This is a genomic window from Streptomyces sp. RKAG293 (assembly GCF_023701745.1).
Lineage (GTDB): Bacteria > Actinomycetota > Actinomycetes > Streptomycetales > Streptomycetaceae > Actinacidiphila.
Map to the genome: position 1 here is coordinate 688,067 of NZ_JAJOZB010000001.1, position 12,866 is coordinate 700,932.

14 protein-coding genes and 1 pseudogene are annotated in these 12,866 nt (G+C 69.4%); 7 read left to right on the forward strand and 8 right to left on the reverse strand.

What is annotated here, in order from left to right; all coding sequences use genetic code 11:
* Positions 1-23: 23 nt before the first annotated feature.
* The 5 genes and pseudogenes from LNW72_RS02945 to LNW72_RS02965 all read left to right on the forward strand — a co-directional run.
* Positions 24-452: pseudogene (locus tag LNW72_RS02945) on the forward strand (alpha/beta fold hydrolase); the annotation flags it as partial.
* Between the two features lie 168 nt (positions 453-620).
* Positions 621-977 (forward strand): VOC family protein, encoded by a 357-nt coding sequence (locus LNW72_RS02950; RefSeq protein WP_250973869.1) that lies wholly within the window; start codon positions 621-623, stop codon positions 975-977.
* Between the two features lie 134 nt (positions 978-1,111).
* Complete coding sequence (locus LNW72_RS02955; protein ID WP_250973870.1) at positions 1,112-3,496, forward strand: excinuclease ABC subunit UvrA; 2,385 nt, start codon at positions 1,112-1,114, stop codon at positions 3,494-3,496.
* A gap of 43 nt (positions 3,497-3,539) precedes the next feature.
* Positions 3,540-3,983, forward strand: coding sequence for a helix-turn-helix transcriptional regulator (locus LNW72_RS02960; RefSeq protein ID WP_250973871.1), 444 nt, complete (start codon positions 3,540-3,542; stop codon positions 3,981-3,983).
* A 10-nt stretch (positions 3,984-3,993) separates the two neighbouring features.
* Positions 3,994-4,401, forward strand: a complete 408-nt coding sequence (locus tag LNW72_RS02965) for a VOC family protein (RefSeq protein ID WP_250973872.1) — start codon at positions 3,994-3,996, stop codon at positions 4,399-4,401.
* A 51-nt stretch (positions 4,402-4,452) separates the two neighbouring features.
* Here the strand turns inward: LNW72_RS02965 and LNW72_RS02970 are convergent, their stop codons facing one another.
* The 4 genes from LNW72_RS02970 to LNW72_RS02985 all read right to left on the reverse strand — a co-directional run bounded on the left by LNW72_RS02970 (position 4,453) and on the right by LNW72_RS02985 (position 7,976).
* The gene (locus LNW72_RS02970) at positions 4,453-4,824 is read right to left on the reverse strand and encodes a hypothetical protein (protein WP_250973873.1); all 372 of its coding nucleotides are present in this window, start codon (positions 4,822-4,824) and stop codon (positions 4,453-4,455) included.
* Between the two features lie 27 nt (positions 4,825-4,851).
* Entirely contained in the window at positions 4,852-5,565 is a 714-nt protein-coding gene (locus tag LNW72_RS02975) for an SDR family oxidoreductase (protein ID WP_250973874.1), read from the reverse strand.
* 200 nt (positions 5,566-5,765) lie between these two features.
* Entirely contained in the window at positions 5,766-6,857 is a 1,092-nt protein-coding gene (locus tag LNW72_RS02980) for an IS630 family transposase (protein WP_250973875.1), read from the reverse strand.
* 195 nt (positions 6,858-7,052) lie between these two features.
* A complete protein-coding gene (locus LNW72_RS02985; protein ID WP_285369218.1) occupies positions 7,053-7,976 on the reverse strand; it encodes a LysR family transcriptional regulator in 924 nt (307 codons plus the stop codon).
* Positions 7,977-8,065: 89 nt separating this feature from the next.
* Between LNW72_RS02985 and LNW72_RS02990 the strand changes: the two genes are divergently transcribed.
* Both LNW72_RS02990 and LNW72_RS02995 read left to right on the forward strand, forming a co-directional pair.
* Positions 8,066-8,368, forward strand: a complete 303-nt coding sequence (locus LNW72_RS02990; protein ID WP_250980001.1) for a muconolactone Delta-isomerase family protein — start codon at positions 8,066-8,068, stop codon at positions 8,366-8,368.
* Positions 8,369-8,607: 239 nt separating this feature from the next.
* Positions 8,608-9,213 (forward strand): GPP34 family phosphoprotein, encoded by a 606-nt coding sequence (locus LNW72_RS02995; protein WP_250973876.1) that lies wholly within the window; start codon positions 8,608-8,610, stop codon positions 9,211-9,213.
* 60 nt (positions 9,214-9,273) lie between these two features.
* Here the strand turns inward: LNW72_RS02995 and LNW72_RS03000 are convergent, their stop codons facing one another.
* From LNW72_RS03000 to LNW72_RS03015, 4 genes are all read right to left on the reverse strand, one after another.
* Positions 9,274-9,894: a TetR/AcrR family transcriptional regulator gene (locus LNW72_RS03000; RefSeq protein ID WP_250973877.1), complete on the reverse strand. Its 621-nt coding sequence runs from the start codon at positions 9,892-9,894 to the stop codon at positions 9,274-9,276.
* Between the two features lie 194 nt (positions 9,895-10,088).
* Positions 10,089-10,385, reverse strand: a complete 297-nt coding sequence (locus LNW72_RS03005) for a barstar family protein (RefSeq protein ID WP_250973878.1) — start codon at positions 10,383-10,385, stop codon at positions 10,089-10,091.
* Positions 10,386-10,438: 53 nt separating this feature from the next.
* Positions 10,439-10,771 (reverse strand): hypothetical protein, encoded by a 333-nt coding sequence (locus tag LNW72_RS03010; protein ID WP_250973879.1) that lies wholly within the window; start codon positions 10,769-10,771, stop codon positions 10,439-10,441.
* A gap of 135 nt (positions 10,772-10,906) precedes the next feature.
* Positions 10,907-12,676, reverse strand: coding sequence for a TrkA C-terminal domain-containing protein (locus tag LNW72_RS03015; protein WP_308401875.1), 1,770 nt, complete (start codon positions 12,674-12,676; stop codon positions 10,907-10,909).
* Positions 12,677-12,866: the final 190 nt, after the last annotated feature.

A 12,866-nucleotide genomic window follows, 5' to 3' on the forward strand; every position in this document is an offset into this window, starting at 1 on the left:
CTGACATCGGTTCGCCGTGGCGGGCGCCACCCAGGCGCCCGCCACGGCGAACCGGCCACCGTCCCGGTGGGACGCTCCGTGACCGGTTTCCGGCCGGACCGCGGCCGGCCTGGCTCAGCGAGCGGGACCTCGACGTGTACGCCGGGGAATTCGAGCGGACCGGCCTGACGGGAGCGCTCAACCGCTACCGGAACATGGACCGGGGCTGGGCGGACCTCGCCTCCTTCGACGGCGCGCCCATCACCCAGCCGTCGCTGTTCGCCGGAGGCGGCCTGGACGCCTCCACCACCTGGATGACCGAGGCGATCACGGCGTACCCCGCCACGTTGCCCGGCCTGCTCTCCTCGCACATCCTCGAAGACGGCGGCCACTGGATCCAGCAGGAGCGCCCCGCCGAGATCAGCCGGCTCCTGACCGAATGGCTGGCCGCGCTCCCCGCCCTCCCCGCCTGAAGCCCCCGAGGCGTGGCGGGACCGGCCGACCGCACCGATCAGGAATCGAGAAGCGCCGGTCGACGAGGCCACCTAGTGTGACGGTCAAGGGCGCATCCGGGGCCTTCCCGCTCGTCCTCGTACCCGACACACCCCGGGTCCCCGTGACCCACGGCTTCAGGAGCGACCATGACCGACTCTTCCACCCAGGGAATCAAGACCGTCCTGCACCCCGTGTCCGACCTGGCGAAGGCCAAGGCGGTCTACGCCGCCCTGCTCGGCGTGGAACCGACCTCCGACGCGCCCTACTACGTCGGCTTCGATGCGGCGGGCCAGCACATCGGGCTGGTGCCGAACGGCGGGCCGCAGGGCGCGACCTCACCGGTGTCCTACTGGCACGTGCAGGACATCGAGGCGAAGCTGGCCGAGGTGACCGCCGCGGGTGGCACCGTGAAGGAGGCGGCGCACGACGTCGGTGGCGGCCGCCTGGTGGCCACCTTCACCGACCTCGACGGCAACGTCCTCGGGCTGCTCCAGGACAGCTGAGTTCCCACTCCACGGGCCATGGGGGCGTGGATACTTGGGTACTCGCGCCCCCGGCCGAGCGGGTCGGATCGAGTCAGGCGACAGCGACGGAGACCGCGAAGGCGGCCCGCCTCACAGATGGAGACACGAAGAGCATGGCCAAGAGGACGGACAAGCAGTCGCCTGCTCCGCATGTCGCCGACAGCCACGACCTGATCCGGGTGCACGGCGCACGCGTGAACAACCTCAAGGACGTCAGCATCGAGATCCCGAAGCGCCGGCTGACGGTGTTCACCGGCGTCTCCGGCTCGGGCAAGAGCTCACTGGTGTTCAACACGATCGCCGCGGAGTCGCAGCGGCTGATCAACGAGACCTACAGCGCCTTCGTCCAGGGTTTCATGCCGACGCTGGCACGGCCGGAGGTCGACGTCCTCGACGGACTGACGACCGCGATCATCGTCGACCAGCAGCGGATGGGTGCCGACCCCCGTTCCACGGTCGGCACCGCCACCGACGCCAACGCGATGCTGCGCATCCTCTTCAGCCGGCTCGGGAAGCCGCACATCGGCCCGCCCAGCGCGTACGCCTTCAACGTGCCCTCGGTCCGGGCGAGCGGTGCCATCACCGTCGAGCGCGGCGCGAAGAAGGCCGTGAAGGCGACCTTCAACCGCACGGGCGGCATGTGTACCCGCTGCGAGGGCCGGGGCAGCGTCTCCGACATCGACCTCACCCAGCTCTACGACGACTCCAAGTCGCTCGCCGACGGCGCGTTCACCATCCCCGGCTGGAAGTCCGACAGCTTCTGGACCGTGCGGGTCTATGCCGAGTCGGGACTCCTCGACCCGAACAAGCCGATCCGCAAGTTCACCAAGAAGGAGATGCAGGACTTCCTCTACCGGGAGCCGACCAAGGTGAAGGTCGAGGGCGTCAACCTCACCTACGAGGGTCTGATCCCCAAGATCCAGAAGTCGTTCCTGTCCAAGGACAAGGAAGCGCTGCAGCCGCACATCCGGGCGTTCGTGGAGCGGGCGGTCACCTTCACCACCTGCCCCGAGTGCGACGGCAGCCGGCTGAGCGAGGGGGCCCGGTCGTCGAAGATCAAGCGGATCAGCATCGCCGACGCCTGCGCCATGCAGATCAGCGACCTGGCCGAATGGGTCCGCGGCCTCAAGGAGCCGTCGGTGGCGCCGCTGCTCACCGCGCTGGGGCAGACCCTCGACTCGTTCGTGGAGATCGGCCTCGGCTATCTCGCGCTCGACCGCCCGGCGGGCACGCTGTCGGGCGGTGAGGCGCAGCGCGTCAAGATGATCCGCCACCTCGGCTCCTCGCTCACCGACACCACGTACGTCTTCGACGAGCCCACCGCGGGCCTGCACCCCCATGACATCCAGCGGATGAACGACCTGCTGCTGCGGCTGCGGGACAAGGGCAACACGGTGCTCGTGGTGGAGCACAAGCCGGAGACGATCGTGGTAGCCGACCACGTCGTCGACCTCGGCCCCGGCGCCGGCACGGCCGGCGGCACCGTCTGCTTCGAGGGCACCGTCGAGGAACTGCGCAAGAGCGGCACCATCACCGGCCGGCATTTCGACGACCGGGCCGCCCTCCGGGAGTCGGTGCGCAAGCCCACCGGCACGCTGGAGATCCGCGGCGCGACGGCGAACAACCTGCGCAACGTCGACGTCGACATCCCGCTCGGGGTGCTCGTCGTCGTCACCGGCGTCGCCGGCTCCGGCAAGAGCTCGCTCGTGCACGGGTCGATCCCCGCCGGTGAAGGCGTGGTGTCCGTCGGCCAGGGGGCGATCCGCGGCTCGCGACGCAGCAACCCCGCGACGTACACCGGACTGCTCGACCCGATCCGCTCGGCGTTCGCCAAGGCCAACGGTGTGAAGCCGGCACTGTTCAGCGCCAACTCCGAGGGCGCCTGCCCCGGCTGCAACGGTGCCGGTGTCATCTACACCGACCTGGCGATGATGGCCGGTGTCGCCACCACCTGCGAGGAGTGCGAGGGCAAGCGGTACCAGGCGTCGGTGCTCGAATACCACCTCGGTGGCCGCGACATCAGCGAGGTGCTGGCGATGCCGGTGACCGAGGCCGAGGAGTTCTTCGGCTCCGGCGAGGCGCACACCCCCGCCGCGCACCGGATCCTCACCCGGCTCGCCGACGTCGGGCTGGGCTACCTCAGCCTGGGCCAGCCGCTCACCACGCTGTCCGGCGGCGAGCGGCAGCGGCTCAAGCTGGCCACCCACATGGCGGAGAAGGGCGGCGTCTACGTCCTCGACGAGCCGACCACCGGTCTGCACCTCGCCGACGTGGAGCAGCTGCTCGGCCTGCTCGACCGTCTCGTCGACTCCGGCAAGTCGGTCATCGTCGTCGAGCACCACCAGGCGGTCATGGCGCACGCCGACTGGATCGTCGACCTCGGCCCCGGCGCCGGGCACGACGGCGGCCGGATCGTCTTCGAGGGCACCCCGGCCGAACTCGTCGCCGCCCGCTCCACCCTCACCGGGGAGCACCTCGCGGCGTACACCGGGGCCTGACGGGGGCCCTCGCGGACACGTCGGCTGTGGCACGATCGTTGACGTGACCAGCAGACCCACCGCGGCGCAGCGGCTGCGCGACCTCGCGCTGCTGCGCCGCGTCCGTGACCGGATCGACCGGGAGTACGCGCAGCCGCTGGACGTCCTGGCGCTCGCCCGCGGCGTGAACCTGTCGGCCGGGCACCTCAGCCGCGAGTTCCGGCTCGCCTACGGCGAGTCTCCGTACGCCTATCTGATGACGCGGCGTATCGAGCGGGCGATGGCGTTGCTGCGGCGGGGGGACCTCAGCGTCACCGAGGTCTGTTTCGCGGTCGGCTGTTCATCGCTGGGCACCTTCAGTACGCGGTTCACCGAGTTGGTCGGTGTGCCGCCCAGCACCTACCGGCGCGACGCCGCGCGCGCGACGGCGGGGATGCCGTCGTGCGTGGTGAAGCAGGTGACGAGGCCCATCCGGAATCGAGAAGCGGGCTCCTCGGACCGCGGCTAGCGTGACTGCCATGGACATCACGATTCACTCGAGCTTCCTCCCGCACGACGACCCGGACGCGTCGCTGGCGTTCTATCGCGACCTCCTCGGCTTCGAGGTCCGCAACGACGTCGGGTACAACGGGATGCGCTGGATCACGGTCGGCCCGGTCGGCCAGCCCGGCACGTCCATCGTTCTGCATCCGCCGGCCGCCGACCCGGGCATCACCGACGACGAGCGCCGCACCATCACCGAGATGATGGCCAAGGGCACCTACGCCATCATCACGCTGGCCACCCCCGACCTCGACGCCACCTTCGAGCGGCTGCAGGCCGGCGCCGAGATCATCCAGGAGCCGACCGAGCAGCCCTACGGCGTGCGCGACTGCGCCATCCGGGATCCCGCGGGCAACCTGATCCGCATCAACGAGATCCGCTGAGCCGTCCGGCCGGCGTCCCTTGACGCGGGCCGCCGCAGAAGGCGACATCTCCTACTCGAGCCGCGAGACCTGGTAGTGGCTGATCTGCCAGCCCTCTTCCGAGCGCCGCACCAGTACGCCGAGGTTGACGCTGATGGTGGCCCGGTCGGTGAACGAGAAGTCGACACTCAGGTAGCCGAGGACGAGGTCGTCGGCAGGTCGTCTGGTCTCAAGAATCCGATAGGCCGCCGTCATCCCGATGGGCTGGGAGTCGTAGTAGGCGGCGATGCCCGGCCTTCCGACGCTGTAGGGGTGCAGCCCCTGGAAGATCGCGTCGTCGGTGAACTGGCCGGCGACCTGCTGCGGTTCGTGCTGGTCGACGGCGTCCTTCCACCGGTCGAGGACGCCGCGCAGGATCGCTGCACTGTCAGTGGTGCTGTTCATCAGGGCTCTCCTGCCGAGGGAAGCGGGTCAGTGGCCGGCGCTGACGCCGCCGTCGACATGGAGGATCTCGCCGGTGACGAACGGGGCGTTCTCCAAGTAGATCACCGCGTCGACGATGTCGCCCGGTTCGCCGAGCCGGCCGACCGGCTGCAGCGCGGCGAGGCCCGCGTAGGACTCCTCGGGGTGCATGGAGGTCCTGATGGTGCCCGGCGAGACGGCGTTGGCACGGATGTTGCGCGTGGCGTACTCGATGGCGAGGGACTTGGTGGCGGACTGCAGGCCGCCCTTGGTCAACGAGGCCAGCACGGAGGGGACGTTGGCGTCGGCGTTGTCGACCAGGCTGGTGGTGATGTTGACGATGTGGCCACCGCCCTGGGCGAGCATGCGTTCGACGGCCAACTGGGTGATGCGGAAGAAGCCGGTGAGGTTCACACCGGTCATGGCGGCGTAGTCGCCCTGGGTGTACTCGGTGAAGGGCTTGGCCTTGAAGAGCCCGGCGTTGTTGACGAGGGTGTCGATCCGGCCGAATCGCTCGACGCCGGCGGCGATGACGCGTTCGGCGGTGGCGGGGTCGGCGATGTCGCCCTGGACGGTCAGGATGCCCGCGTCGGTGGAGGGAGCGATGGTGCGCGAGGTGGCGACGACGGCGTAGCCGAGCTTGCGGTAGGCGTCGACGAGTGCGGCGCCGATCCCCTGTGAGGCTCCGGTGATGACGGCGACCTTCTGGTCGTGAGTGCTCATGATGACCTTCTCCGCGATGAGGTGGGTTTTCCGGTCGACCCGAACTAACCGACCGGTCGACTATTTGACCGTAGACGGGTCGGCGCGATGGCGTCAAAGGTCCACGCGGCCCCGGCCAGGACCGGTTCTCTCCCTCCTGATAGGCGCAGCCTTCCAGCGCATGTCAGCGGGGCGATGGCGCCGGCGAAGCCCAGATACACCTAGTGACCTGAGTCAGAGATTCGGTGGCAGTAGGCGGCGACCTTGTCGAGGATCTCGTCAGCGGTCTTCGTCCAAATGAAGGGCCGGGGTTGGTCGTTCCAGTCGGCCAGCCAGGTTCGGACGTCGCGTTCGAGGGCTTGGACGGAGCGGTGGACTCCGCGCTTGAGTTTCTTCTGTGTGAGCTCGGCGAACCACCGCTCGACCAGGTTCAGCCACGACGCACTTGTGGGTGTGAAGTGCAGGTGGAAGCGCGGGTGGGCCAGCAGCCACTTCTTGATCTCGGGTGTTTTGTGGGTCGCGTAGTTGTCGAGGATCAGATGCACCTGGAGCCCGGCCGGGACTTCCTTGTCGAGCTTGGCCAGGAACTTCTTGAACTCGATGGCCCGGTGGCGGCGGTGCAGTGATCCGATCACCTTGCCGGTCGCGACCTCGAGTGCCGCGAAGAGCGTCGTGGTGCCGGCGCGAATGTAGTCGTGGCTGCGGCGTTCTGGAACGCCGGGCATCATCGGCAGCACCGGTTGTGACCGGTCCAGGGCCTGGATCTGCGACTTCTCGTCCACGCAGAGGACCAGGGCCTTCTCCGGCGGATCGAGATAGAGGCCGACGACATCGCGGACCTTGTCGATGAAGAACGGGTCCGTCGAAAGCTTGAAGGTCTGCGAGCGGTGCGGGGCCAGGGCGAACGCCCGCCAGATCCTTGAGACCGTCGACTGCGACATGCCCGTGGCTGCGGCCATGGAACGGGTCGACCAGTGCGTTGCGTTCTTCGGCGTCTCCTCGAGCGTCCTGACGATCACTCGTTCCACATCCGCGTCGGTAATCTTCCGCGGGACACCCGGCCTGGGCTCGTCACACAGGCCGTCCAAGCCGTTCTCCAGGAAGCGCCGCCGCCAGGTGCGGACCGTGTCCGGAGCGATCCGCAGACGACGGGACACCTCCATGATCGAGTGACCGTCCGCGCACTCCAGCACGATCCGCGACCGTTGAGCCAACGCTTGCGCGGTTGTGCGCCGACGCACCCAGCCCTCCAGCACGGCCCGCTGGGGCTCAGTCAGTAACAACGGCGGAATCTTCGGACCCGGACGGCTCATACCGAACTAACGCCAAACCTCCGACTCAGGTCACTAGGGTCTGTCGTCTGGATCTCCGTGGGGGAAGGAGCGGTGTCCGGTGCGTGCAGCTGCAAGGCGGAGGAGGGAGGCGACGCGGAGCGTCGTCGACCGACGACAACGCGGCAGATGTGCGTGCTGGACACCGCGACGCCGCGGAGATCCAGACGACAGGCCCTAGTGCCGGTGCGGGTCTCCAGCGGGCAGCCAGGCGCCCACGGCGTGGAGGCCGAGGTCGCCCACGCCCTCGCAGAGGGCGTCGATGAGGGCGAGAACCGCAGGACGGTCCTCGCTCTCGCGCCGGACCAGGGACCAGGTCCAGTAGATCTCCGGCGCGCCGACCGGGCGTTGGACCAGATCGGGTGGCAGCGGGGTGGTCTGGCCCTTGGGGCAGTTGATGACCGCGCGGCCGCTGCGGCGCACATGGTCGAAGAACCCGGGCCCGGTGATGCCGCCGTCGGAGATGCGTACCGCGCGGGCCCCGGTGTCCCGGGCCAGCAGCTCGGCATAGCGGTTCCAGGACGACCAGGAGGTGGTGTCGTCGTCGAGGAGGACGACGGTGTCACGGGCGTCCACGGTGCTCGTGTCGTCGCCTGCGGCGACGGCGTACAGCCGGTCGGCGCCGATGAGCCGGGCGCTCAGGCCACGGTGTTCCAGGTCGTCGGTCCGCACCCAGCACACCGCGAGATCCAGACTGCCGTCGGCGACCCGGGCGGCCTGGGTGTGCGAGGGGGCGATCCACGCGTCGATGTGGACCTGGGCCACCGCGGCGGCCCGGGCGGTCAGATCGGGCGGGAGCCAGTTGACGTAGCCGAGCCGCACCGGTTCCGAGCCGGACAGCTGAACTGCGCGCCGCTGGAGGTCCGTGGCCCGTTCCAGCAGGGCGCGGGTGTGCGGGAGCAGGGCCGAGCCGGCCGGAGTGAGGGACACGGAGCGGCGGTCGCGGTCGAACAGCCGCACCCCCAGGTGCCGTTCGAGCGTCTTGATCTGCTGCGACAGGGAGGGACCGGCGATCAGCAGACGCTCGGCGGCCCGGCCGAAGTTCAGCTCCTCGGCGACCGCTACGAAGTACCGCAATTGGCGCAGCTCCATGTTCGTCATGCTACGCCGGTGGGAGTCCAGGCCTCCCAGAAGGGAGGACGCCGGTTGTGGCGCCGCCCTGGTGGCTGACGGACGATGAGGGGATGGACATGCGAGAGTTCCTCGTCGAGATCACCACCACCGTCCCTGAGGGCACCAGCCAGGACGAGGTCGACCGGCGGCGCGCCGCCGAGGCCGTCCACGCCCGGGAACTGGCCGCCACCGGCAACCTGGCGCGGCTGTGGCGCCCGGTCGGCGAGCTGCGCAGCATCGGAATCTGGCGGGCCGCCGACGAGGACGAGCTCCACGAGAAGGTGCTCGGCACACTCCCCCTGCACCCGTGGATGACGTTCACCGTCACCGCGCTGGAGCCCCACCCCAACGACCCGGGCCGAACCGACGCCACCCGGTGACCCCCGTGGCTCGGGTGCCGCCACGCGGTGCATCGGCGAGCGGCACAACCTGGTGATGGTGCGACATGCCTCCCAGGTAAGTCCGTCCGCAGCGGCGAATCCACCCCGGACCCGGGCAGACTCGGTGGGTGAGGGAGCGCAGCGGCGGCCGGAGGGCCGCTCTCGCCCCTGATGCCAGGCCGGCCCTCCGGCACCGTACCGCCGCCGAAGCCACCGATGCTTCTGATGTGGAGTCCGTCATGACCACTCCGCGGGACCTGTTGATCATCACCATGGACGTCGCGTCCAGCCGTCCCGTCGAGCAGGGCGAACTGTCGCTGGCGCTCGCGGGAGCCGAACTGATCGACCTCGTCGACGCCGAGGTCCTCACCTTGGACGGCGAGCGCATCCTGCCCGGCCCACAGCGGACTCCGGGTGATCGCCTGTTGGACGAGGCGGCCTCGTCCATCACCCGCCAGGAGCCGTACGAGACCGTCGAGGACTGGCTGTGGCGCCGGGGCCGTGGCCTGGCCACGACCTACCGCGCCGTTCTGGAGGCCGAAGGCGATGCGGCCCGGCCGCGCCACCACTGGATTCCCCTCAGGACCGGCCCGGCGGCACTGACCGACTCACCCGCCCGTCGCCACGCAGCCGAGCGCTGGGCGTCGGGCGAGCCCGTCCTCGCCGGCCTCGCGGCGGCCGTGGGCATCCAGGACAAGCCGACCGAGGAGATCGCCGACCTCACCGATGACGCGGTCGTGACCGTGCTGGCCGCCGTCCACGGCGCCGCGACGGAGCTGGAAGGCGTACGGCAGCGGCGGCGCATCGAAGATGCGGCCTTCGACAACATCTGGCGCGGCCAGTGACGACGTCACGGGCGGACAGCGAGCCCCCCCCCCCGACGCCGAGCCCTCCGGCCCCCGGCGTCAGATGCCGGCCACGGCCTCCCGCGGCGGGCGGGCACCGAGCAGGGCCAGGCAGTTCGCCCACAGAGGGCCGAGCCGGTGGGTGTTGTTGTAGAGCTTCGCGAACAGCACCTGCCCCTCGAGCTGGGCGACCACCGACCGTGCGGCTTCCCGGGTGTCGATCACGGTGACCTCCTTGCGCTCGAGAGCCTCGGCGATGACCGCGGCGACCATCCCGACCTGAGCGTCGAAGATCTCCTGCAGTCGCTCGCGGACGGCCTCGGTCTGGTTGCTCATCTCCAGAGTGAGATTGCCGAACAGGCAGCCCGACACGGTGCCGCAGCTCTGCTGCCCGGCGAGCTGGCCGGCCGCCGTCTCCTCGAAGAGCCGGCGCAGCCGCTGCAGCGGTTCCGCTGCACTGTTCAGGATGCGCGTCCAGGTCGCCTGCTGGCCGGCCCAGTGCTCGTCGAGCACGGCCAGGGCGAGCGCTTCCTTGGATGCGAAGAAGTAGTAGAAGCTGCCCTTCGGCACCCCGGCCGCCTTGCAGATCTCGGCCACGCCCAAGGCCGAGTAACCGCGCAGCTCGATGAGCGATTGCGCGGCACTGAGGATCTTCTCCCTGGCGTCGCTGGTCCGTCCCATGAAGCGAGTGTACGACCGGTCGACTATCTCCGACTGGACCGGTCGGCTACGCGGGCTCGTCCGCGCGCGGCGCTCCGACCAACAGACGATCTACCGCTGGTGGCCCTCCAAGGCCCACGTCCTCCTGGAGGCGCTCGCGGTGCAGGCCGACCTGTACGTCACGAACACCCCTGATCAGCGCCGGGGCCAGATGATCAGGCCGGCCCGTGGACGACGAGCCGATTCTGCTCTCCGTCGAAGATGCCGGCCAGGATCTCGGCCTCCCGCTGGTTCCCGTCGAAGAGACCTTGCTGATCGACGTGCACGATCAGAGTGTCGTGGCTGTCGATCACCTCAGAGATGCCCCGACTGTTGATCGTGTCCGACCACGCGTCCAGGTTGCGGCCGAACCACGTCGGCAGCCCGCACGGCTCGCTCACCGCGTCCCAGAAGTCGTCAAGGGTCGCGATCAGCCGACCGCGCAGGTCAACGATCAGCTCATTGCTCGTCATCGCAGCAGACTAACCAGCCCCGCCACGCTTCACCGACCGATCAAGGAGAGGCTCTAGTCACCGATGAACCACAGATAGCTGCCCGGTGTTGCCGCACACACCGCGAGCAGCTCCGCGAGATCCTGCAGGGCGGCTCTCTGCGGTCCGTCCGCGCACTGCGGCAACAGGGCGGCGACCTCGCGGAGCGCGACCTCCGCCTCCTGCTCGTTGAACAGCGTGTCGCCGTAGGGGTCCACCCGGGCGAGCTTGCCCGGGCCCGTCGGGTCGTACGGGTCCAGCGCCCGTGCCAGCGCTTCGCCGTGCTCGTGGGACCGTCGAAGAAGGGTGGTCGTGGATGATCTGCCCCGCGCAGGCCGCCGGGAGTGCAGTTCCAACTCGATTCCCATGATCGCCCCCTGAACCACAACGTGCCGAGTGACGAAGGCCGTTCCCCGGCCGACGGCCAGAATACCGCCGGCACCGTCACCGGCCGCCCGTTGTCCCGCAGGTGACGGCGGACGGTTCGGCGGATCCCGGCTCCTTCAGCTCTCCGCGAGCACGATCACCCAGTCGTCCCGCGTGAAGCGCACGGGTTGTCGCTTGTCGGGGTTGATCCGAACCCCGTACGTCGGCCCCGTGGCGGCCTGCGCGCGCAGCCGGTACCCGAGGGCGCATTCATGGCGGCGGAGTGCTGAGGCGACGACGGTGGCGAACGTGACCCCCTCCCCCGCCCGGACGTAGTCGCCCGCGGGCTTGAGGTAGAGCTCGTTCCCCTCCGCCCTGAACAGTTCGTCGAAGAGGTCGGCCAGGTAGGGGCTCTCCGAGATCTGCGTCATCAGGAGGCTGATGAGGCGCCCGCTGACGATGAAGTCGGCGCCCGCACGCACCGGCGCGAGCAGCCGGTTGCGGTCGTCGGACATCTCGGTGGTGAGGGGGATCTCCTGGTGGGTGGCTTCCTCGATCGCTCTCAGATGCAGCAGCGTGACCAGCGTCCTGTCGTCCGCCTCCGGGGCCCGGGTGGTGACGAAGGGGGGCGGGGACGCGTGCCCCGTGTCTCCGATGACGATGACGCTGTCGTACGAGAGCACGTCCAACCGCCCCAGCACGCGCGGGTCCGTGGTGTCCGCGCTGTGGAACGTCACATCGAGGTGCTGCGGCGCATCTGCCATGTCATGGATGCCGTCGAGCGCCGGTTCGTCTCCGAGTGCCACCACGTCGAGTCTGGTCGGGGCGGCCAGATAGAGGGCGAGTTGATCGAGGATGAGGGGACCGCGACGGTTCCAGCCGAGCATGAGGAGCCGCTGTGGGGTGGGTGGCCGGGGGCTGGCCGTGACGATCGCTTCCTCGTCGATGCAGTTGGTTGCGTCCGCCACGACGGCTGTGTCGTCGTCCTGTGCGATGACGATGATCCGGTCGCTCGCGGTGATGGTCGTGCCGGGGTTCGGGTTGAGTGCGATGCCGTCGGCGCGCAGCAGTCCGACCACCGAGGAGTGGGAGAAGGCGAGCAGGGCCTCGCCGAAGGTGCGTCCGACCAGTGCGGGAGCGACCACGGTGTAGAACTCGTCCCCCGCGAAGTCGAGGAGTTCCTCGTAGACGAGGGAGAGTCCGGGCTGGCGGGCGGTCTGGACGACGAGGCGGGCGATGATGTCGTCGATGGCCAGCACCCGTCCGCGCGGTCCGGCGGCCAGCGTGGCGGTGAGGTGGTTGTGGGCGTCGTGGACCGCGGCGACCACGATGGCGTCGCCGGTCTCCGGTGTGAGCGCGTTGAGGGCGAGCAGGGTCTTCACGACGTGGGCGTCGCAGTCGTCCCCGTCGGGCGGCAGCACCAGGATGGCCTTCGCGGTCTGCGGACTGACCCTGGCCAGAACCGCCGGGTCGGTGGTGCAGCCGTTGCGGCAGACGATGTTGGTGGTGCCGGTGGCGCGGAGGCGGGCGCCGATCTCCTCCTCCATCTCCGCCTTGTCCTTGGCGGCGAGGACGGTCACGGTGGATCGGCGCTGGTTGGTGTTGGCCGTCACCAGTTCCGCGATCACGGAGAACACGGGATCGGACCAGCCCAGTACGACGGTGTGCCGCGCTTCGAGTACCGCGGAGTGGCCCATGCGGAGCTCCAGGATGCGTTGGTTGATCCCCGTGGTGATCAGACTGACCAACGCCGACACGAACAGCAGAGCGACCAGCGCCAGCAGGATGGACGCCAGTACGTACAGAGGGGATCCGACCGCCCCGCCGATCTTCAGCGTCTGCCCGACGCTGACCCATACGGCCTCGAGCCGGCCGGAGAACGTACTCGGGGCCGGCGATCGGTCCACACCAGCACCACGCTCACCGGGACGACCGCGCCGAAGCAGGCGAGCGTGAGCCAGCCGATGAGTGCGGGAGTGCTGCGTGACACCAGATTGTCGAACCGGTACTGCAAACGCCGCCACAGCGACGCCATGTGCTGCACCCCGCACCCCCTGCATGAGACAACGCGGCTGCCCGCCGACGACCCGCCATCGT